The organism is Roseibium sp. RKSG952, from assembly GCF_009711355.1.
This window is the reverse complement of record NZ_SMMF01000924.1, coordinates 35385-56067: the sequence shown is the minus strand read 5'-3', so window position 1 is coordinate 56067 and position 20683 is coordinate 35385. Positions and strand designations below refer to the sequence as shown.

Here is a 20683-nt window from a genome sequence, read left to right as displayed (position 1 = left end):
AAAAATGGGGCCGAAGCCCCTGTTCACGCCAGCCGGGTCAGCGGGAGTCCCGCTGAAAAATCCAGTCGTGATCCGGATGGTTCTTGAAACGCCATTTGCGTAAAGGGCCGGCCATGACATTGAGGTAGTACATGTCGTAGCCGTAGGGCGCTCCACACGGGTGGTGCCCCTTGGGAACCAGCACGACATCGCCATCCGAGACCGCCATGGTTTCATCCAGTTCGCCGTCTTCGGTGAAAACCCGCTGAAAGCCGAACCCTTGCGCGGGATCAAGCCGGTGATAATAGGTTTCTTCAAGATAGGTCATCTCGGGATAGTTGTCCTCGTCATGCCGGTGCGGCGGGTAGGAGGACCAGTTGCCCTGCGGGGTGTAGACTTCGGTGACCAAAAGGCTGTCGGCAATATCGCGGTCTTCCATCGCAATCGGATGGATAAAGCGGGTGTTGGCGCCGGTGCCGCGTTCCTCGAACCCGATATTCGCGATCACCTGAGCCTTGTGATTGCCCTTGCCCGGTGCGGAACAGACTGCCAGCACGCAATCGGTTGTCGCGGCTGCGCACCAGCTGGTGCCATTGGGTACATAGACACAATGCGGTTTCTTGCGCTCGAATACGCTCATGCGCTCGCCCAGCTCGCCGAAATTCTGTTCCGCCGCACCGATTTCCGCCTTGCCTTCCACGAGCACCAGAATGACTTCGCGGTCACCGGTTTCTTCAGAGGCGGTTTCGCCGGCCTTCAGATGATAAAGACCGAACCCGACATACCCCCAACCGGCACTTTCCGGCGTGATGTCATGCACCTTGCCGCTTTTGCCCTTTGGTTTGACCAACAGATTTGCCATTGTAACACTCCTCAGATGTAGCCGCGGGTCGCGTACCGGTCCGAAATCGCTTTGGTTGAACTCTTGAACCAGCCTGATTGCGGTCAGGCTGGTTCGCTTAAAGGCAGGTTTTCAGCCCATTCGCGCAATTCATCCAGCACACCGAGTGCAGTCCGTCCCAATTCTGTGATTTCGTATTCGACCGAGACCGGGGAGGTGTTGCGAACCGTGCGCGACACCAGGCCGCAGTCTTCCAGATGCCGCAACCTGTCCGTGATCATTTTTTTGCTGGCGCCGTCGACCATCCGGGCGAGATCGTTAAATCGGATCGGACCATCCTTGAGATGCCAAAGGATTGACCCGGTCCATTTGCCGCCCAGTATCCGCATGCCCCGCTCAATCGGACAGGGCTCACTACAAGGATCAAGTGCAATACGCCGCTTTCCAACGGTCTCTACGCCTTCCGGCATGTGTCCTCCCGGGTGGTTACAAAAAGTATACTGGTTGACGATGGTTCCTTAATTGCCCATCTGTGTCTCGAAATCAAGCCGGACGCAGCTGCAAACGGCGAAACTGGAAGGCGAAGACCAAATGGCAAACGTATTCATCCTCAATGGACACCATCCCTATTCCTTTTCCGAAGGCAAGCTGAATGCCTCCCTTGTTGCGCGGATGAAGGTCTTTTTCGAAAACCGTGGCGATACGGTCCGGGTCACGGAAACGGCCAAGGACTATGACATCGAAACCGAAATCGGGAACCATCTTTGGGCAGATATCGTGATCATGCAGTTTCCGGTCAACTGGATGGGCGTTCCCTGGAGTTTCAAGAAATACCAGGATCTGGTCTGGACCGCTGGCATTGACGGGCGTCTTTGCGAAGGCGACGGCCGGTCGGCCGGGGCACCGAAGGAAAACTACGGAGCAGGCGGAAAATTGAAGGGCACCAAGTACATGTTGTCCCTGACGTATAATGCTCCAAAAGAAGCGTTCGACGATCCGAAAGAGTTCCTGTTTGAAGGCGCGAGCGTTGATGACCTGATGTTCCCGCTGCACATGAATGCCCGCTTTTTCGCGATGGAAAAGCTGCCGACCTTTGCGGCCTACGATGTTATGAAGAATGCTGATGTCGAAAGCGATTTCAAGCGGTTCGACGCGCACTTGAACTTTGTATTTGGCGCGAAGAGCAGCCACGCCGCAGCCTGACATTCATATCTGTTCCGCTGCGACAGGAATGGCTACAGGCCCGTCATCTTTCCTGAAGAGGCGGGCGTCCCCGGGGTGCTGACCTTTTTGTTAAGCGACCCTTTTGCGAAGAACGAGCAGTAGGCACTAACCACCCCGATGCCGCAGCCGTGTGAAACACGTCTGACGAATTGCCGCAGCTTTTCAATCAGCTATAACGTTCTGGTGGGTTTATGGCAGCCGGGCCGCACCTGCGGTGGCCCGGACACTGTGTTCGGCGGTGATTGGGAGGCTGGATTTGGCAAAAGTCCTTGTTTTGTTTGCGCATCCGCGGCCTGACCGGTCGGAGATCAATGTGCCGATGTTCGAGCTTGCGAAGTCGGTGCGCGGTGTGACCGCCGTCGACCTTTATGCGGACTATCCGGACTTTGCGATCGATGTCGACACCGAACAAAAACGTCTCGCCGAAAATGATGCCGTCATCTTCCAGCATCCGCTTTACTGGTACTCAGCGCCTGCCATCATGAAGGAATGGCAGGATCTGGTTCTGGAGCACAACTTCGCCTATGGCCTGAAAGGTCATGCGCTTGAAGGCAAGAGCTTCATGAATGTCGTGACCATGGGGGCCAAGTCCGATGCCTATACCGAACACGGCATGAATCACGCTGCCCTGCGCAGCCTGCTGGCCCCGTTTGAGAAAACGGCGGATTTGTGCGGCATGCGGTATCTTGCGCCGTTCGCGGTCTTTGGTGCCGGACGGGCGCTTGAAGAAAACCGGCTGGACGTGCATCTGAATGCCTATGACGACCTTCTGAAAGCGCTCGTTGCGGACCGTCTTGATCTCCGGAAGGCCGCAAAAGCGCCTTATCTTGGCGCAGATCTTTCGAAGTTCATTCTTCCCGCAGAGGTGGCGTAATGGGTCTTCTTGTCGATGCCTTTGTCTATCTTGCGGCTGCGGTGATCGCGGTTCCGATTGCAAACCGTCTTGGCCTTGGGTCGGTGCTTGGCTATCTGATCGCCGGCGTCATGATCGGTCCGGTGCTCGGCATTGTCGGGCAGGATACCGAGGACGTGATGCATTTTGCCGAATTTGGCGTTGTGATGATGCTGTTTCTCGTCGGCCTCGAGCTTCAGCCTGCCGTGCTTTGGCGCATGCGCCAGCAGCTGATCGGACTGGGCGGTCTGCAGGTCATCGGCACCACAGCCGTCTTTGCAGGGGCGGGTCTCCTTTTTGGATATTCCTGGCAGACATCGGTCACGCTCGGCATGATCCTCGCCTTGTCGTCGACGGCAATTGTCCTGCAAACCCTCAATGAAAAGGGCTGGATGAAGACAAGCGGCGGCCAGGGGTCGTTTTCCGTGCTGCTGACACAGGACATCGCGGTCATTCCGATGCTTGCGGTCCTTCCCCTGCTTGCACCGGCCAGCGCCGGGGAAAATCCTGCCGGGGCGGGGTCCGGGCATGGCGAAAGTATGGTTGACCATGCCCATGACTATCTTGCGTCCTTGCCCGGCTGGATGCAGGCGATTGTCGTTTTTGCGGTAATTATCGCGATCATCGCCGCTGGCCGCCATTTGATGCGGCCGATATTCCGTTTCATCGCCGAAGCCCGGATGCGCGAGATTTTCACTGCCGCTGCCTTGCTGCTGGTGGTCGGGACGGCTTTGCTGATGGATATGGTCGGTCTGTCGGCAGCACTCGGGACGTTTCTTGCCGGTGTCGTCCTGTCCGACAGTGAATACCGGCACGAGCTGGAAAGCGACATCGAGCCGTTCAAGGGTCTACTTCTCGGCCTGTTTTTTCTCACCGTTGGGGCGGGGATCGACTTCGGTCTCCTGTTTGGTGCGCCCGGAACCATTTTCGCACTGGCGGTCGGCCTGATCCTGGTCAAGTTCCTGGTGCTGTTCGCTCTTGGTGCCCTGTTCGGTCTCAGGGGCGCGAACCGGTGGCTGTTCGCGCTCGGGCTGGCCCAGGCCGGGGAGTTCGCATTCGTGTTGTTCGGCATCGCAACGCAGACCAGTGTTCTTGATCCCGAACTGGTGAAGACGCTGACCCTGGTGGTTGCGATATCGATGATCCTGACCCCGGCGCTTTTCATTCTATACGAGCGGGTGATTGCCCCACGGGCGCTTTCCGGTTCGGACCGGGAACCGGACTCCATTGACGAGAAGGGCCGGGTTGTGGTTGCCGGCATGGGCCGTTTCGGTCAGGTGATTTCGCGCCTCTTGCTCACGAACGGCTATGAAGTCGTCATTCTGGACCATGATCCGCAAACGGTCGAAAATGTCGGCCGGGTCGGGATGCGGGCGTTTTATGGTGATGCCACCCGGCCAGATCTTCTGCACAGCGCGGGACTGGACAGCGCGGACTTGTTCATTGCCGCGGTCGATGACCGCGAAAAACAGACCATGATTGTCGAACATGTCGCCAAGACCTATCCAAGGGTGAAGATTCTGGCCCGGGCCCGCGACCGGCATCACATCTACGAGCTGGAAAATGCAGGCGCGCATGTCGCAGAACGCGAGGTGTTCGAAAGTGCGCTGGCGCTTGGAAAACGGGCCATGGTGGAACTCGGGGTCCATCCGTTCCGGGCGCTGACGAAAACCCGCCGGTTCCAGAAGCACGACTTCGAGATGCTTGACGACTTGCGCGAGAACTTCAACGACGGAGGTGTCGACAAGTCCTACATTGATGCCATGCGGGCGCATTCGGACACCTTGTTCGATATCATGAAGGCCGAACGCGACGAACGTGATGACCGGGAAGAACGGAGCTGGACACCGCCCCCGAAAAGTGACGCTACCCTTTAAGCCAGCTGGCAGGAGATTTCCATGAGTGACATGCAAACGCCTGACGAGGGGCCGGTTCTGCAAATCGATATTGTGTCCGATGTCGTTTGCCCCTGGTGCATCATCGGCTTCCGCCAACTGGAAAAAGCACTCCGGATCACGGCCACGTCCGCGTCAATCCGGTGGCATCCGTTCGAGCTCAACCCGCATATGGCGGAAGAGGGCGAAAACCTGCGCGAACATCTCGCGGCGAAATACGGCACGGCGCCGGAAGAGTCGCGCAAGGCCCGGGATCGCCTGACAGCCATTGGCGAAGAGGTCGGTTTCACATTCAACTATGCTGATGACATGCGGATGGTGAACACCTTCCGGGCGCATCAGCTGATCCGATGGGCCGGACGTCAGGGCAAGGAGCATCATGCGGAAATGGCTCTGTTCGAGGCCTTTTTCGCCCGCCGGGAAAACCTCAATGACCTCCAGGTTCTGGCCGATGCGGCCGGGAGCCTCGGACTGGACCGTGCAGAAGCTCTCGCGGTTCTGGAAGACGGACGGTTTGCCGACGAGGTGCGCAAGGAAGAGGCATTTTGGACGTCAAACGGGATCCAGGGCGTGCCTGCCGTGATCTTTGACCGCCAGCACTTGGTGACCGGCGCACAAGGAACCGACAATTACGTCGCCATTCTGCGCCAGCTGGCATCGGGTAAGGCTGCCTGACGTGCTGACGAAAGGCCCGCGTTCCAGGAGCATCAATGTCCGGTTTGGCCCGCCAGAATTACGCAAGGTACGGGATGGTGCATCTTGATGGCGGGCTCCGGTAAACCCTTCCGGACGAACAAGACTTGTCGCAGGTGATGCCTGGTCGAAGCGCGGTTTGCAGAAATATGCCTTGAAGGGCTTGGGCCAAAGCGCATATTTGGAAGGGATAGTTTCTTGAAAGGAGCCGGGATGGCCGGGTTCGTGTTTGCGGCACTTGTATTCATCACTGCGTTGTCCGGTGCCGTATTCAAGCCGGGGCCGTGGTACCAGTCCCTGAAACGGCCGTCCTGGACGCCGCCGAACTGGGCCTTTCCGGTGGTCTGGACGATCCTTTACGTGATGATTGCGGTGTCGGGCTGGCTGGTCTGGTCCTCTGCGGGCTGGGGGGCGGCGCTGGTCCTTTGGGGTGTGCAGCTGATCCTGAACGCGGCCTGGTCCTGGCTGTTTTTCGGATTGCGGCGCATGGATGTGGCCTTTGCCGATGCCTGCGCCATGCTTCTCGCGATCATTGTCTACATCTTCGCCGCATGGCAAATTTCAGTGGCCGCAGCTCTGCTGTTTGTGCCTTATGCCTTGTGGGTATCGGTGGCCGCGCTCTTGAACCTTTCGGTCTGGCGTTTGAACCCGGAAGAAGTCGCCGATTGAGGCGGCTTGCCCGAGTTGACCGGTAGAAGCCTCTGGCGCATGTCCAGAATATGCGCGAGGAAAGCGCCTCCCAGAAAAATCGTGACCATCCAGCCCGGAAGCCCGGTCTGATAGCTGTACAAGGCGGCCAAAAGCCCGAACCCGGCCGCAATGGTCGCAAGCAGCCGGATTGGCTGTTGGATATGATGTCGAAACAACGCAATCGCCGCGGCTTCCACAATAAGGACCACGCATCCGATCAGGGCGAGGGGGCCCGAAACAGCCGCTTCAACCAGCAGGGACATGGCCGTTACCGCGCTGTGAGGCCGAGAAGCTGCCCGGCATCCTTGAGCGCCACTCTTAAGTGCGCCATGGGGTCTTTTCGAACCAGCTTCTTGTTCAGATAGGATTCCCAGGTCAGCCGCTGGATATCCGGATCCCGGCACATGGCAACGAACTGCTCGCGCCGTTTGTCCGAGCCGTACCAGAAATACTGCAAGAGCCCGAGAATGAAGAACACCCGGCCATGGCCCTTCATGAACCGTTTTCGCACAGCTGACAGATGTCTGGCCCGGCCCGTCTGCAGAAAGCCGAGCGCTTCCTGGGCGGCGAGATCGCCGGTGTGCATGGCATAGTAGATGCCCTCGCCCGAGGAGGGGGCGACAACGCCCGCCGCGTCGCCGATCAGCACCACGTTCTTGCCGTCGTCCCAGCGGCGCATCGGCTTGAGCGGCAGCGGCGCCCCTTCGCAGCGGATGGTCCGGCTGTCACCGAGCTGGAACCGGCCGCGCAAAACCCTTGTGGCCTCTTTCAGACTATGGCCCTTGACGGCCGAGCCGGTGCCGATGCTGGTTTGGGCCCCATGCGGAAACACCCAGCCATAGAAATCCGGCGACACGGTCCCGTCATAGATCACCTCACAACGTGCGGGTTCGAAAAAGTCCGGGTCGATCTCTTCCGGCGATTCGACGATCTCGTGATAGGCGAACACGTAAGGCGGCTTTTTGTTCGGCCCGAACACAGCCTTTCGGACCTGCGAGTTCGCGCCGTCGGCCCCGATCACCAGACGGGTGGAGACCGTTTCGGTTGCGCCTGATGATGCCAGCTGGAGGGCGGCGGAAATCGTGCGGTCGGGCCGGTGTTCAAGGGACTTGAACACCGCCTTGCGGAACGCTGCACCCGCGTCTTGCGCGCGGCGGCGCAAATAGGGGTCGAATTCCTCCCGGTCGACCATGCCGACATAGCCGATATCACCGATTTCCATGCCGACCTGATGTCCGGAGGGGCCGGTCATGCGGGCCCGTTTCACGCGTGCCTTGATCTGGGCCGGGGCGATGTCGAAGTCGCGCATGGCAATCGACGGAATGGCACCGCCGCAAGGCTTGATGCGGCCTTCGCGATCGACAAGCAGGGTGCGGGCACCTGCTTTTGCGAGCTTCTCCGCTGCCGTGGCACCTGCCGGGCCACCGCCTATGACAATCACATCGTAATCGGTCTGGTGCATGGATCTACTCCGCCGCGTCTGGAACGGGATGCGGGATGAAGGCGCTGGACTGGCCTTGCGCCTGGGAAGCGGTCCTGAGCCGGATCGCAATCAGTGCCGAGGCCACGAAAAGCGTGGCTTCAAAACTGAAGACGGCGAAAAAGGCCTTTGCGGTGTCACCGGTCATGAACCGGGCTGCGTCCAGAAGAACGGTTCCCATCAATCCGCCGATGCCGAAAGACAGGGCCTGGGCCGCGCCCCAGACCCCCATCCGGATCCCCGCCTGTTTGCCGCCATTGTCACCGGCAAGGGTCATCATCGTGCCGATCGCGGCAACCGCAAAGACGCCATTGGCCAGACCAAGAAGGAAAATGTTTGCAGCCAGTGGCCAGTCCGGGGCGAAGATCGCCGCAGTTGAAAGGGCTGCCAGCGCAAGGGCAGACCCGATGCAGCCGAGAAACGTGAAGTGCTTGAGGATCTGGCTCTTCCGGTGGGCCAAAAGACTGCCGAGAATGCCCACAAGCGCCATGCCGAGCAAAACGCCTCCATGCTGTGTGCCGGACATCGTGGTGGTTTCACCGGGAGACAACCCGAACAAGAAGCCGCCAAACGGTTCCAGAATGAGATCCTGGGTGCTGTAGGCCAGCATCGAGACGAACACGAATACCGTAAACAGGCGGGCCTCGCCATCTTTCCAGACCGCCTTCAGGCTGATCAAGAACCGTTGCGGCTGGGGGGCAGGCTTTGCTTGGGTGTCTTGGGCTTTCTCGATGCGCCAGACGGCAATTGTCGTTAAAAGAACTGACAGTACCCCGGTCGCCGCTGTGATGGCGATGAGCCTTGTAAAACTGAAGGGATCCATCAGCAATCCCGAGACGATCGCGGTCACGACAATCCCTGCAATCATCATCATCCAGACAATTGTGGCGGCCGCCGCGCGGCGGGCCGGTGCGGTCTTGCTGGCAAGCAATGCCAGCAAGGATGTTCCGGCCGCACCGACGCCGAAACCGATAAACACAAACGCTGCCACGGCCGCAGCCAGCCCCAGGGCAAAACGGGTTTCGAACAGAAGAGTGGATGCGGCGGCTCCTGTACCGGCAAGTGCAAGCACGGTCATGCCACCGATGATCCAGAGTGTCCGTCTGCCGCCCGTGTCGGACTTGTGTCCCCAGACCGGACGCGAGATCTGAACGCCGTAATGCAGGCCGACAAGCAGGCCCGGAATGCTCGCCGCAAGAGAAAGTTCCACCATCATCACCCGGTTCAGGGTGGAGGTGGTCAGCACAATGATTGATCCAAGCGCCGCCTGCACCAAACCGAGACGCATGATCGCCAACCAGGAGAGACCCTGGGCGGTTTGACCGGGGATTATGCGTTGCATGGCGTTCTCTCCTCCCGGGTTTGTGTTGCGGACTGCTCCCGTTGCCTGCCTTGGCTATCTTGATCCCGCGGACGCTGTGATTTGGAAGATACAGGTCACCAGAGCCCCCTGAGTGCGAAGGCCGCCACCATCATGCCGGTGACATAGAGACCGACACCGAGCCCGGAGTACCAGACGGCCTTGCCGGCCGGATCATTCAGAAAACGGGGCAGGGCAATTGCCTGCAGAAGGCTTAAGGCCGCAACGCTCACAGCGGCCAAAATCAGCCCCCAGACGGCGAGGCAGATGATGACACCGATCTGCGCGCCGATCATGACCATCCCGGTGACAAGAGCTGCCCGCCTCGTCCCGAGCTGGACCGGCAGTGAGGCGACACCCATTTGCCTGTCGCCTTCGATTGCCTTGAAATCATTGATGGTCATGATGCCGTGGGCTCCAAGGCCATAGAAAAACGCGACGGCGAGCACGTGCGGCGGGGCAAGTGCGCCGAGGCTTGCGCAGGCCGCCGTGATCCAGGGCAGCGTTTCATAGGAAAATCCGACAGCGCCATTGCCGATCCAGCCGTTCTGCTTGAACCGGAAGGGGGGCATGCTGTAGCCCCAGGCAAAGGTAAGTCCGAGGCAGGCGGCCAGAAACACCCATGGCCCCAGAACCGCCGCCACGCCCAGGGACAGAACGGATCCGATCAGTGAAATCCAGAGCCCCCAACGGCCGGGCATGCGCCCGGAAGGGATCACCCGGTGCGGCTCGTTGATGGCGTCGACGTGGCGGTCAAACCAGTCGTTGATCGCCTGGCTGGTGCCGCACAGGAGCGGACCGGCCAGCAGGACCCCGAGGGCCACATCCGGCCAGCGGCCACTGGCCACGCCAACGGAAATCGCGCCGCAGGCATAGGCCCACATGGGCGGGAACCATGTAATGGGTTTCAGCAACGCAAGCACGGCGCCGGGTGCCGGCACAACGCGTTCTGAAGCGCTGACGGATTGCTCAACCATGCCTTGAGCCTAGGAGGTCAAGGCAGGAGTGTCAATCAAAACTGACAGTGTAAATTTGGATTTACAATTACGCCGTGCCGTCGAAATCTTCCAGCCTGTGACGCTTCAGTTTGATATAGAGGCTCTGCCGGCTCAGGCCGAGCAGATCGGCGGCTGAAGCCCGATTGTTTTCTGTTTGCCGGAGGGCGGCTTCGATACACAGTTTTTCGATCACATCCACCGATTCGCGGATCAGTTCCTTCAAGGGCACCCGGCCGATCAGTTCCGCAAAATCGGAGGTTTCTGCCGTGCGGTCCGTTGCATGGACACGCAGCTGGGTTTCGCGGGCCACCTGTTCGCTCAGGAGCAGGACAGTGGTTGTTTCGCCGCCATTCAGATCACGGACCGCATTGATCCGGATTTGCCGGGAATCGCCCAGGGCATCGCGCAGCACCGACATGAAATTGTTGACCTCGCCTTCCTCCTGAAGGCGGGCGAGCAGGACCTGCATGTCGACATTTGATGCGCCGATCCAGTTGTTTGCATTGCGCCCGGCCAGTTGGGTCTTGTTCAGGATGTGGACGAGATCCAGGAACCGGTCGTTGACCGCAAGAACGATGCCGCGGTCGTCAAGGATCACAACCGCTTCGGGGATGGTGTCGATCCACTCGGCCGCAATATGGGATGTGCCGGACGCCGCAAGGCTGCTGTCACTTTGGGACAGGGACAGAAGATAATTGATCTTTCCACTTTCGCGGAAGGGATCCACGTGAAGGGAAAAGGGCTCGGGAATGGCATTCAGATGCGCATGGACCTTCCGTCCGGTGCCTTTCTCGCGGGCAGACGCCAGCGCGTCCAGAACCGTGTCGCGGTCATTGCGGTCGACAAGTGCGGCCAGGGTTTCGCCAGTCAGTTTCGCGGGCTTTGTCTGAAGCGCCGAGGCCGCAGCCGTGTTGGCATCGAGAACCTTGCGCTGATCCCCATCCAGAACAAGCACGGGCCATTCCATCTTGTGAAAGATGACCCGGTAGCGGGCTTCGGTTTCACGGATCCGGCGGTATTCGCGCTCCAGCTCGAACTGCGCGCGCATCAGCTGCTGCTGGATTTCGGCAAAGCGTCTCAGGTCTTTTCCGAGCGCAAGAAGGGCTGGAAACCCGTCGATACGCACCAGCGTGTATTCAACGGGTAAGTCCGGTCCGCCGGTCCTGGCATGATTGATCTGATGCGGTCGGCTGGCATTGTGCTTGAAGCACTCGTCAAACAAGGCATCGACCTTGTCGAGGCATTCTTGTGTGACAACCTCTTTCAGCGGTTTCCCGGCCCAGGACTGAGGGGCGTAGGCATCAAGGGCCGGATCGCCGTAGGCAGCATCCAGAATGTACCCTTCCGGAGAAACCAGAAGGGTCAGGTCCGCGCCATGGGCGGCGAGAGTCATTGCGACGTGTGCCGGCAAATTGCCGAAAATCTCTTCCGACTGGCGGAACAGACAATGCGTCGGTTTTGACGGTTGTTTTTCCATCTTACCATCAGGCATCATCCAGCCACTCCTTGAATTTTTAGGACGCTAGATTTTTTGCCCGCCAATTTGCTTTGTTATCAGAGCGACATGCATCTCGGCACACTCCCGTGCCAAGTATGTATCCGAGAATACATTGTCAACACCACGTTTAAAAAGCCAGCCCATTTTTGCGACAGATGCGGGGCCGCCTGCAATAAAGAGTGTGTTTTCTGGACGATGTTCGCTCAGGAATTCCAACAAGTCGTTGACCGAGGGCTTCAGCCGCGAATCGGACCAAGACAGACAGATAACGCTTGGCCTGTCGAATGCCAAAACCTTTTTAAGTTCATGCCGGTTGCATGAATACTGGACATGAGTGTGCCATCCCCTGATGCGGAAGTGTTCTTCAACCAAGGCGGTGGCAAACCGATGCGTCTCGCCCTTCGGTAAAACAAACCGGATCGAAGGGCAGTCCGTGCCGACCGATTGGGCCTGAAGTGCACAGGAATTCACGTTCAATGCCAGATGCAGCCGGGAGACTGCTGCAGTCAGGGAAGCAAAATTCGTCGAATCACTGCACCACGCTTCGCCAAGGCTGCGGGTAACGGTTTGCAGGGCGGCCAGCTGACAATGCGGATCGTCGGAAAACGCCACAATGGCTCTGGCAATATCCAGTTCCGGCCCGTCCGTCAGGCTTTTCAGGACCCGGGTACACAGCAGCGTGAAGGCGGCCTCGCCGCTTGCGATTTCGGAAGGACCTGAAAATACCCGGCAACCAAGCAGCCGCTTTTGGAAATCCGGCCGGGTGAACGTGTTGACCAGCGTTCCATGAAGCGAGTCGCGTAAATCCCGATTCAGATGATTGGAAAAAGGTTCGTCTATCTCGGGAAGGCTCTCCGCAATTTCAGAACCACAGTCCTGATAGTCGTTCATGCCGCTCCCTCCCGTGTTGGGACAGACGACGGGCACATATGCTTGCAGAGTGCTCGGCCTTTCAAATCGACGCCATCTTCGGAGCGGCAAAAGGGCGAAATTTCATGCTGTCACTGTCCTGGCGTCAGAATGCCCGATGACAATACCTTTGTAAATATTTATGGACGTCAATCAAAGTTGACACTTTTATCCGGCTGTGCCTATCCTCTTTGACAGTCAAGGCGAGGGAGGCGGCGTGCACGGCGCCAGTCACATGCAACACAAGGTGCAAATCCAGACACTTTATACCCCGGACCAGCGGCGGCGCCGCGATGCCTCCTCTTGGACAATGGTTCAAGGCATCCTGGCACCTCTGCAATTCCTGGTCTTTCTGGTCAGCCTCGGTCTGATTGTCTGGAGCATGCGCACAGGTGAGGGGATGTTTGCGGCCCAAGTCTCTGTGATCGTGAAAACCTTTCTCCTTTACACGATCATGGTGACGGGCTCGATCTGGGAACGGGAAGTCTTCGGGGTCTACCTTTTCGCGAAGCCGTTCTTCTGGGAAGACGTGTTCTCCATGCTCGTCCTGGCACTGCACACCTGGTATCTGGCGGCCTATCTGCTCGGGCGTCAACCTGAATTGACACTCTGGATCGCGCTGGCCGCCTATGCCGCCTATGTCGTCAATGCCGCGCAGTTCCTCTGGAAGCTCCGGCTCGCCCGCAAGCAAGGCGGCCAGCTTGCAGCCGCTCCGGCGATGGAGGCGGCGCGATGACAACCGTTCTCGACACCATCAAACAGCCGTTTTCCAGATCAGCCGCCAAATCACGTCCGGTCTTGCGCGAGCGTGGCCAGCACGAGGTGTTTTGCGGGCTGACTTCCATTATCTGGCTGCATCGCAAGATGCAGGATGCGTTTTTCCTGATCGTCGGGTCGCGGACTTGCGCCCATCTGATGCAGTCGGCAGCCGGTGTGATGATCTTCGCCGAACCGCGCTTTGCAACGGCGATCATCGGGGAGCGGGATCTGGCGGGCCTTGCCGATGTCAATGAAGAGCTTGACCGGATCGTCGCGCAGCTCATCGAACGCCGCCCGGACATCAGGATGCTGGTGCTTGTCGGGTCCTGTCCTTCGGAAGTGATCAAGCTGGATCTTGACCGGGCGGCCCTGCGGCTGAACCGTCATTATGCACCGGACTGCCGGGTCATGGCCTATTCGGGCAGCGGGATCGAGACGACCTTCACACAAGGCGAGGATGCTTTCCTGACCGCTCTCGTGGACGATCTCCCCGAAGAGCAGCCGGACGCGGCCCCCTCCCTGATTGTTGTCGGCTCGCTCGCCGATGTGGTTGAGGACCAGTTTACCCGGATCCTGCAAGGCTTCGGGCTGACAAATATTTCCTTTTTGCCGTCCCGGTCGAGCTCGGCCTTGCCGCCGGTCGGCCCCGGGACCTCTTTCATTCTGGCCCAGCCCTTTGCCAATGACACCGCCAAGGCGTTGACCCGGCGCGGAGCGCGGCAGATCACGGCGCCGTTTCCGTTTGGGGAAGACGGAACCACCCAATGGCTGTCTGCGATTGCGGCGCATTTTTCGGTCGGCAAGGCGCGGTTCGAGGCAATCACACAGCCGGGCCGCCAGCGGGCCCGTCAGGCATTGGCTCATTGCCGCAAAGACCTTGACGGGCGACGGGTGTTCTTCTTTCCCGACAGCCAGATGGAACCGGCCCTCGCCCGTTTCCTGCAAAATGAAATGGGCGCGGAGATCATCGAGGTCGGCACGCCCTATCTCCACCGCGACCATATGAGCTGCGAACTGGACGCGCTGGCCGGGACCGTGCACCTGTCCGAGGGCCAGCATGTCGACCGGCAAATCGACCGGGCGCGGGCCGCCCGCCCGGACCTGATTGTCTGCGGCATGGGCCTTGCCAATCCCTTCGAGGTCGAAGGCTTCACTACCAAGTGGTCGATCGAATTCGTCTTCACCCCGATCCAGGGCTACGAGCAGGCAGGCGATCTGGCCGAGCTCTTCGCCCGTCCCTTGCGCCGACGGGCGCTGTTGAAGGTGGAGGCCTGAGATGGAGCTTGCCACCTGGACATATGAGGGCCCGCCCCATGTCGGCGCGATCCGGATTGCCGCTTCCATGCGCGATGTGCATCTGGTTCTGCATGCGCCGCAAGGTGACACCTATGCGGACCTGTTGTTCACCATGATCGAACGGCGCAAGACCCGGCCGCCGGTCACCTACACGACCTTTCAGGCGCGTGACCTCTCAGGTGACACCGCCGAAATCTTCAAGGACGCCTGCCGGGAGGCAGCAGAACGGTTCAAGCCCTCGGTCATGCTCGTGGGGGCGTCTTGTACTGCCGAACTCATTCAGGACGATCCGGGCGGACTGGCGAAAACCCTTGATCTGACGATGCCGGTGGTGCCGCTGGAACTGCCCAGTTACCAGAAAAAGGAAAACTGGGGCGCAGCCGAAACCTTCTACCGGCTGGTTCGGGCCTGCGCGTCTTCAAGGATCGGCGCGGCACCGGTGCGCTCTGAAAAACACCAGCCGGTTTGCAATATTCTTGGTCCGGCATCGCTCGGTTTCCGCAACCGCGACGACATCGGGGAAGTCCGGAAATTGCTGGAGGAACTCGGGATCGCGATCAACGCCGTCGCTCCGCTTGGGGCAAGCCCGGAGGATCTCGCCCGGTTGCCGGAGGCGGATTTCAACGTGGTGCTCTATCCGGAGATCGCAGCCCCGGCGGCGCGCTGGCTCAAGAAGACATTTGCTCAGGAGAGCGTCACCCTGCCGCCCATCGGGGTCGGGGCAACCTTGGATTTCATCAAGGCTGTTGCCAAATGCGCCGGGATCTCCGATGGGGCCGGGCGCGTGGCGGAACGGTTGTCCTGGTATGCGCGGTCGATCGATTCCAACTATCTGACCGGAAAGCGGGTCTTCATCTTCGGCGATGCGACCCACGCAGTGGCGGCTGCGCGGATCTGCCATGAGGAACTGGGCTTCAAGGTCTGCGGTCTTGGAACCTACACCCGGGAACTGGCGCGGGATGTGCGCGCCGCGGCGGAACGCTATGGCGTCACGGCACTCGTCACCGACAACCATCTTGACGTGGAAGATGCAATCATCGCGGCCCAACCCGAGCTGGTGCTGGGCACGCAGATGGAGCGGCATATCGCCAAGCGGCTGCGCGTGCCCTGTGCGGTGATATCCAGCCCTGTCCATGTGCAGGACTTTCCCGCCCGCTATTCGCCCCAAATGGGACCGGAGGGCGCGAATGTCATTTTCGACAGCTGGGTCCATCCGCTGATGATGGGGCTCGAAGAGCATCTCCTGCAGATGTTCCGCGATGATTTCGAATTCAATGACACTGCATCCGCCTCCCATCTGGCGGCTGTGGCTCCCGATGAGCCCCAACCGGTTCCGCATGAGCAGCCGGATCAGGTCCCGGCCGGGACGGACAAGTTCGCCAATATCATCAACTGGACCGAAAGCGCTGAAAAGGAACTCAGGAAAATCCCGTTCTTCGTTCGCGGCAAGGCACGCCGCAACACGGAGAGTTTTGCCGCCGAACGCGGTGTGAACCCAATCACAATCGAGACGCTCTACGATGCCAAGGCCCATTTCGGGCGGTGAGCCCGCCAACAGCGCACCGGGCGCGGTCCCGGTCAAGGTCGTCATCCTCACGCTCGACAATCACATGGCGAGCGCGATGGACCGGGTGGCGGTCACCTTGGCGCGCGAAATTCCGGGACTGGAGATCCGCTTGCATGCGCTGGCCGGCTGGACCGGCGAGGCGGACGCCGCGCTCTCGTGCAGGCATGACATCGAGACGGGCGACATCATCATCGCCAACATGCTGTTTCTCGAAGACCACATCCGCAAGGTGCTGCCATGGCTGCAGGCACGGCAGGAAAATTGCGATTGCATGGTCGGCTGTCTGGCGGCCGCCGAAGTGGTGAAGCTGACAAGGCTTGGCGAGTTTTCGATGTCGCACCCGTCAGGCGGTGCGCTCGGGTTTCTGAAGCGGTTGCGGGGCAAGGGCTCTTCGAAGCCCGGTTCGGCCGGAAAGGGGCAGATGAAAATGCTCCGCCGCCTGCCGAAAATCCTCAAATACATTCCGGGCAAGGCACAGGATGTGCGGGCCTATTTTCTGGTCTTGCAATACCTTTTGGCAGGGTCCGATGACAACCTCGCAAACCTGATCCGTTACCTCATCGGACGCTATGCGGACGGGCCCCGCAAGATCTTGCGCAAACGGGTGCGGGCTGCGGACCCGGTTCACTATCCCGACACGGGGCTCTACCATCCCGCACTTCCGGGCGGAGTTACCGACAGCCTGATCGAATTCCGAAGGGACGTGCCGGTCAAGCCCGATGCCGGGTCGGTCGGTGTTCTGGTCATGCGGTCCTACATCCTGTCCGGAAATGCGGCTCATTTTGATGGGGTGATCGGGGCTCTGGAGGCGCGCGGCCTCAACGTCGTGCCGGTTTTTGCCAGCGGGCTGGATGCCCGTCCGGCCGTTGACGCCTACTTCTTGAAAGATGGCCGCAGCACAGTCGATTGCGTCGTGTCGCTCACCGGGTTCTCGCTCGTGGGCGGACCTGCATATAATGATGCAGCGGCTGCCGAAGAGACCTTGCGCCGTCTGAACGTGCCTTACCTGTCCGCCTTTGCCACCGAATTCCAGACCCTGGAACAATGGGAGGCGGGAGAGCAGGGACTGACGCCGGTCGAGACCACGATCATGATGGCGCTGCCCGAGATTGACGGCGGCACCAACCCGATCCTGTTTGGCGGACGCTCTGCCAGCTCTGAGCGCAATCCGGGGCAGGACATGGTTGCGCATCCCGAGCGCGCCAACATGCTGGCCGACAGGGTCGCAAAACTGGTGCAGCTGCGCCGCACGCCCAAGGCCGACCGGAAAATCGCGGCGGTCCTTTACAATTTTCCGCCCAATGGCGGCGCGACCGGAACCGCCGCCCATCTGGATGTCTTTGCGTCGCTGTTCAACACCTTGAAAGCTCTTAAAGCCGACGGGTACACGGTCGAGGTGCCCGGCGATGCCGAGGCCTTGCGGCAAGCGGTTCTGGAAGGCAATGCGTCCAAATACGGCATGCCCGCCAATGTGGCCGCGCGGATCCCGGCCGATGAGCATGTGCGCGATGAACGCTGGCTCGCGGAAATCGAGGCGCAGTGGGGTCCGGCGCCGGGCCGGGTCCAGACTGATGGCCGCAACATTCTGGTTCTCGGCCGCCGGTTCGGGAATGTCTTTGTCGGGATCCAGCCGGCCTTTGGCTATGAAGGCGATCCGATGCGGCTGCTGTTTGAGCGCGGCTTTACGCCGACCCACGCGTTTTCCGCCTTCTACCGCTACCTGAAAACCGGCTTTGCCGCCGACGCGGTGCTGCATTTCGGCACCCACGGGGCCCTTGAATTCATGCCGGGCAAACAGACCGGTCTTTCGGAGAACTGCTGGCCCGACCGGCTGATCGGCGCCCTGCCGAACATTTATCTTTATGCGGCAAACAATCCGTCTGAAGGCATTATCGCGCGGCGCCGTTCTGCCGCGACCCTTGTGAGCTACCTGACCCCGCCGGTCGGCCATGCCGGTCTTTACAAGGGGTTGCTGGACCTCAAATCGGCACTTGACCGCTGGCGCAGCCTGCCACCGGACAGCGGCGCGGAAAAAACACGTCTTGCCGAAGCCTTGCACCTGCAGGCCGTGCAGCTGGATCTGGTGCCTGAAGAGGTGGTGTGGAGTGATGACGCGGAGAGCGGGATCGAGAAGCTTGCCGCCGATCTTGCGGAGTTTGAAGCGGCGCTGATCCCGCATGGTCTTCATGTTGCCGGTCAGCCTCCAACAGATCAGGAGCGGCTGGACCTTCTGAAGGCCGTCAATGAAGCCTTTGGAGAAAACAGTCTTCGCGAACCGGAGGTGGAGCACATCGCCGCCGGCCGGGAGGAAATGACGCCAAGTCCGGGCGAAGCCGGTCAGGAACTGATCCGGCTCAACCGTGACCTCCGGAGCGACCCCGAATTGCCGGCTCTCCTGAACGCGCTGGACGGCCAGTACATTCCGCCGGTGAGTGGCGGGGATATTGTCCGTTCGTCTGCAATCGTGCCGACGGGCCGCAATCTCCACGGCTTCGATCCGTTCCGGCTGCCGAGCGCGTTTGCGGTTGCCGATGGCAGGCGGCAGGCGGAACTTTTGATCGACCGCCATGTCAAGGACCACGGCGCGCCGCCACGGCGGATGGCGATGGTTTTGTGGGGCACCGACAATCTCAAGTCCGAGGGCGGACCGATCGGGCAGGCGCTGTGGCTGATCGGGGCGGCGCCCCGTTTCGACAGTTTCGGGCGTCTTTCAGGTGCGGACCTGATCCCGCTGCAGGACCTCGGGCGGCCGCGCATCGATCTGGTGATCACCCTGTCGGGCATCTTCCGCGACCTCCTGCCGATGCAAACCCGACTTCTGGCCGAGGCCTGTTTCAAGGCCGCCAGCGCCGATGAGCCTGAAGAGATGAACCCGGTTCGCGCACACGCCCTTGCCTATGCCAGCCAACACGGTTGCTCGCTGCAAGACGCAGCGCTCCGGGTCTTTTCCAATGCGTCCGGTGCCTATGGCTCGAATGTCAACATGCTGATCGAGAGCGGCGCCTGGGCGGAAGACGACGAACTCGCCGAGACCTATTCCAAACGCAAGAGCTTCGCCTACGGGGTCGACGGCAAGCCGGTAGCACGCGCTGATCTTCTGGAGGCGGTGCTCAAGGACACCGACATGGCCTACCAGAACCTTGATTCCGTCGAACTCGGGGTGACGTCGATTGATCACTACTTCGATATGCTGGGGGGGCTCTCGAGCGCAATCCGCAAGGCGGGCGGCAAGCGGGTTGCCGTTTATGTCGGTGATCAGACCTGCGGCCAGGCAAAGGTCCGCACGCTTAGCGAACAGGTTGCGCTCGAAACAAGGACCCGGATGCTCAATCCGAAATGGTACGAGGCCATGCTCGACCACGGTTATGAAGGCGTCCGGCAGATCGAAAGCCATGTCACCAACACGCTCGGCTGGTCGGCAACAACAGGTCAGGTGGACCCCTGGGTTTACCGGACCCTGACCGAGACTTTCATGCTCGACGAAGACATGCGCAAGCGCCTGTCCGAGCTCAATCCGAAGGCGAGCGCCAAACTCGTCAACCGGCTGATCGAGGCCGGTGACCGCAACTACTGGACACCCGACGAGGACACCTGGGACGCGCTGCGCGCGGCCGGGGATGAACTTGAAGACCGGGTCGAAGGCATTGGCGTGGAGGCCGCCGCATGAACCTTTATACCCATCCGAAAACCGCAGCAGACAACGCCAGGGCCGCGAAGCTCCGCAAGGCGTCCGGATCGGGCGACGGCGAGGGCAGCGTTCAGGTCCATCTGAATGCGGCGCTGGAAGACACCAAGGCCAAGGTGTTTGCGATTTATGGCAAGGGCGGCATCGGCAAGTCGACCACCTCGTCGAACCTTTCCGTCGCCTTTTCCAAGCTTGGCAAGCGGGTACTCCAGATCGGCTGCGACCCGAAGCATGATTCCACTTTTACGCTCACCAAGTCGCTGATCCCGACCGTGATCGACGTTCTGGAACAGGTGGATTTTCACTCCGAGGAACTGCAGCCGGAAGACTTCATGGTCGAGGGCTATAACGGGGTGCAGTGCATCGAGGCAGGCGGCCCGCCGGCTGGCACCGGTTGCGGCGGCTATGTGGTCGGCCAGACGGTCAAGCTTTTGAAAGAGCACCACCTTCTGGAAGACACCGATGTGGTGATCTTTGATGTTCTGGGCGATGTGGTGTGCGGCGGCTTTGCCTCTCCGCTTCAGCATGCCGAACGCGCACTTGTCGTGGCCGCGAATGATTTCGATTCGATCTTTGCCATGAACCGGATTGTTGCGGCGATCCGCGCCAAGTCGAAAAACTATGACGTCCGGCTTGGGGGCGTGATCGCCAACCGCTCGCGCAACACCGACCAGATCGACCGTTTCAACGAGGCGATTGGCCTGAAACGCCTGGCCCATATTCCCGACGCGGATGCGGTCCGCCTGAGCCGTCTGAAGAAAAGCACCCTGTTCGAGATGGGCGACACGCCGGAGCTTCAGGCGATCCAGGCCGAATATCTCCAGCTTGCCGAACAGCTTTGGAACGGCACTAGAGCCTTGCAGGCGCAACCGATGAAAGACCGGGAAATCTTTGATTTCCTCGGTTTCGAGTGAGGG

18 protein-coding genes are annotated in these 20683 nt (G+C 60.1%); 10 read left to right on the top strand and 8 right to left on the bottom strand.

Annotated features, from left to right (window positions below; genetic code table 11):
- Positions 1-37: 37 nt before the first annotated feature.
- Both iolB and E1297_RS22705 read right to left on the bottom strand, forming a co-directional pair.
- Positions 38-841, bottom strand: a complete 804-nt coding sequence (gene iolB, locus E1297_RS22710; protein WP_155142552.1) for a 5-deoxy-glucuronate isomerase — start codon at positions 839-841, stop codon at positions 38-40.
- Between the two features lie 83 nt (positions 842-924).
- Positions 925-1290, bottom strand: coding sequence for a helix-turn-helix domain-containing protein (locus E1297_RS22705; protein ID WP_155142550.1), 366 nt, complete (start codon positions 1288-1290; stop codon positions 925-927).
- A 121-nt stretch (positions 1291-1411) separates the two neighbouring features.
- Here E1297_RS22705 and E1297_RS22700 point away from each other — a divergent pair, with 121 nt between their 5' ends.
- The 5 genes from E1297_RS22700 to E1297_RS22680 all read left to right on the top strand — a co-directional run bounded on the left by E1297_RS22700 (position 1412) and on the right by E1297_RS22680 (position 6193).
- Positions 1412-2023, top strand: a complete 612-nt coding sequence (locus E1297_RS22700; RefSeq protein WP_155142549.1) for an NAD(P)H-dependent oxidoreductase — start codon at positions 1412-1414, stop codon at positions 2021-2023.
- Between the two features lie 277 nt (positions 2024-2300).
- Positions 2301-2918 (top strand): NAD(P)H-dependent oxidoreductase, encoded by a 618-nt coding sequence (locus tag E1297_RS22695; protein WP_209015937.1) that lies wholly within the window; start codon positions 2301-2303, stop codon positions 2916-2918.
- Complete coding sequence (locus E1297_RS22690; protein ID WP_155142546.1) at positions 2918-4813, top strand: monovalent cation:proton antiporter-2 (CPA2) family protein; 1896 nt, start codon at positions 2918-2920, stop codon at positions 4811-4813. The genes E1297_RS22695 and E1297_RS22690 overlap by 1 nt, the downstream gene beginning before the upstream one ends.
- A 21-nt stretch (positions 4814-4834) precedes the next feature.
- Positions 4835-5506, top strand: coding sequence for a DsbA family protein (locus E1297_RS22685; RefSeq protein WP_155142544.1), 672 nt, complete (start codon positions 4835-4837; stop codon positions 5504-5506).
- A gap of 231 nt (positions 5507-5737) precedes the next feature.
- Positions 5738-6193 (top strand): TspO/MBR family protein, encoded by a 456-nt coding sequence (locus E1297_RS22680; protein WP_155142541.1) that lies wholly within the window; start codon positions 5738-5740, stop codon positions 6191-6193.
- Here E1297_RS22680 and E1297_RS22675 read toward each other — a convergent pair.
- The 6 genes from E1297_RS22675 to E1297_RS22650 form a co-directional block, all read right to left on the bottom strand.
- Entirely contained in the window at positions 6115-6477 is a 363-nt protein-coding gene (locus E1297_RS22675; protein ID WP_155142539.1) for a hypothetical protein, read from the bottom strand. The genes E1297_RS22680 and E1297_RS22675 overlap by 79 nt on opposite strands.
- Positions 6478-6482: 5 nt before the next feature.
- On the bottom strand, positions 6483-7676 hold the full coding sequence (locus E1297_RS22670; RefSeq protein ID WP_155142537.1) for a geranylgeranyl diphosphate reductase: 1194 nt from the start codon (positions 7674-7676) through the stop codon (positions 6483-6485).
- Between the two features lie 4 nt (positions 7677-7680).
- A complete protein-coding gene (locus E1297_RS22665) occupies positions 7681-9036 on the bottom strand; it encodes a BCD family MFS transporter (RefSeq protein ID WP_155142535.1) in 1356 nt (451 codons plus the stop codon).
- Positions 9037-9131: 95 nt separating this feature from the next.
- The gene (chlG, locus tag E1297_RS22660; RefSeq protein ID WP_155142534.1) at positions 9132-10031 is read right to left on the bottom strand and encodes a chlorophyll synthase ChlG; all 900 of its coding nucleotides are present in this window, start codon (positions 10029-10031) and stop codon (positions 9132-9134) included.
- Positions 10032-10098: 67 nt separating this feature from the next.
- Positions 10099-11547, bottom strand: coding sequence for a transcriptional regulator PpsR (ppsR, locus tag E1297_RS22655; protein ID WP_155142532.1), 1449 nt, complete (start codon positions 11545-11547; stop codon positions 10099-10101).
- Positions 11548-11574: 27 nt separating this feature from the next.
- Positions 11575-12441, bottom strand: coding sequence for a hypothetical protein (locus E1297_RS22650; protein WP_155142530.1), 867 nt, complete (start codon positions 12439-12441; stop codon positions 11575-11577).
- Positions 12442-12694: 253 nt separating this feature from the next.
- Between E1297_RS22650 and bchF the strand changes: the two genes are divergently transcribed.
- Genes bchF through bchL form a run of 5 tightly spaced genes read left to right on the top strand, consistent with a single transcriptional unit; the run spans position 12695 to position 20680 of the window.
- Positions 12695-13195: a 2-vinyl bacteriochlorophyllide hydratase gene (bchF, locus tag E1297_RS22645; protein WP_155142528.1), complete on the top strand. Its 501-nt coding sequence runs from the start codon at positions 12695-12697 to the stop codon at positions 13193-13195.
- Complete coding sequence (locus E1297_RS22640) at positions 13192-14493, top strand: ferredoxin:protochlorophyllide reductase (ATP-dependent) subunit N (RefSeq protein WP_155142526.1); 1302 nt, start codon at positions 13192-13194, stop codon at positions 14491-14493. Before bchF ends, E1297_RS22640 begins: the two co-directional genes overlap by 4 nt.
- A 1-nt stretch (position 14494) precedes the next feature.
- Positions 14495-16060: a ferredoxin:protochlorophyllide reductase (ATP-dependent) subunit B gene (bchB, locus tag E1297_RS22635; protein WP_155142524.1), complete on the top strand. Its 1566-nt coding sequence runs from the start codon at positions 14495-14497 to the stop codon at positions 16058-16060.
- Entirely contained in the window at positions 16035-19748 is a 3714-nt protein-coding gene (locus E1297_RS22630; protein ID WP_155142522.1) for a magnesium chelatase subunit H, read from the top strand. The genes bchB and E1297_RS22630 overlap by 26 nt, the downstream gene beginning before the upstream one ends.
- Positions 19745-20680, top strand: coding sequence for a ferredoxin:protochlorophyllide reductase (ATP-dependent) iron-sulfur ATP-binding protein (gene bchL / locus E1297_RS22625; protein ID WP_155142520.1), 936 nt, complete (start codon positions 19745-19747; stop codon positions 20678-20680). Before E1297_RS22630 ends, bchL begins: the two co-directional genes overlap by 4 nt.
- Positions 20681-20683 lie beyond the last annotated feature (3 nt).

What these genes read in the sequence shown, in the direction of transcription:
- E1297_RS22690 (WP_155142546.1), top strand. Translation starts at nt 2,918, where the DNA reads ATGGGTCTTCTTGTCGATGCCTTTGTCTATCTTGCGGCTGCGGTGATC.
- iolB (WP_155142552.1), bottom strand. Translation starts at nt 841, where the DNA reads ATGGCAAATCTGTTGGTCAAACCAAAGGGCAAAAGCGGCAAGGTGCAT.
- E1297_RS22670 (WP_155142537.1), bottom strand. Translation starts at nt 7,676, where the DNA reads ATGCACCAGACCGATTACGATGTGATTGTCATAGGCGGTGGCCCGGCA.
- bchB (WP_155142524.1), top strand. Translation starts at nt 14,495, where the DNA reads ATGGAGCTTGCCACCTGGACATATGAGGGCCCGCCCCATGTCGGCGCG.
- chlG (WP_155142534.1), bottom strand. Translation starts at nt 10,031, where the DNA reads ATGGTTGAGCAATCCGTCAGCGCTTCAGAACGCGTTGTGCCGGCACCC.
- E1297_RS22700 (WP_155142549.1), top strand. Translation starts at nt 1,412, where the DNA reads ATGGCAAACGTATTCATCCTCAATGGACACCATCCCTATTCCTTTTCC.
- E1297_RS22665 (WP_155142535.1), bottom strand. Translation starts at nt 9,036, where the DNA reads ATGCAACGCATAATCCCCGGTCAAACCGCCCAGGGTCTCTCCTGGTTG.
- E1297_RS22685 (WP_155142544.1), top strand. Translation starts at nt 4,835, where the DNA reads ATGAGTGACATGCAAACGCCTGACGAGGGGCCGGTTCTGCAAATCGAT.
- E1297_RS22675 (WP_155142539.1), bottom strand. Translation starts at nt 6,477, where the DNA reads ATGTCCCTGCTGGTTGAAGCGGCTGTTTCGGGCCCCCTCGCCCTGATC.
- E1297_RS22650 (WP_155142530.1), bottom strand. Translation starts at nt 12,441, where the DNA reads ATGAACGACTATCAGGACTGTGGTTCTGAAATTGCGGAGAGCCTTCCC.
- E1297_RS22705 (WP_155142550.1), bottom strand. Translation starts at nt 1,290, where the DNA reads ATGCCGGAAGGCGTAGAGACCGTTGGAAAGCGGCGTATTGCACTTGAT.
- E1297_RS22680 (WP_155142541.1), top strand. Translation starts at nt 5,738, where the DNA reads ATGGCCGGGTTCGTGTTTGCGGCACTTGTATTCATCACTGCGTTGTCC.
- E1297_RS22630 (WP_155142522.1), top strand. Translation starts at nt 16,035, where the DNA reads ATGCCAAGGCCCATTTCGGGCGGTGAGCCCGCCAACAGCGCACCGGGC.
- bchL (WP_155142520.1), top strand. Translation starts at nt 19,745, where the DNA reads ATGAACCTTTATACCCATCCGAAAACCGCAGCAGACAACGCCAGGGCC.
- ppsR (WP_155142532.1), bottom strand. Translation starts at nt 11,547, where the DNA reads ATGATGCCTGATGGTAAGATGGAAAAACAACCGTCAAAACCGACGCAT.
- E1297_RS22640 (WP_155142526.1), top strand. Translation starts at nt 13,192, where the DNA reads ATGACAACCGTTCTCGACACCATCAAACAGCCGTTTTCCAGATCAGCC.
- bchF (WP_155142528.1), top strand. Translation starts at nt 12,695, where the DNA reads ATGCAACACAAGGTGCAAATCCAGACACTTTATACCCCGGACCAGCGG.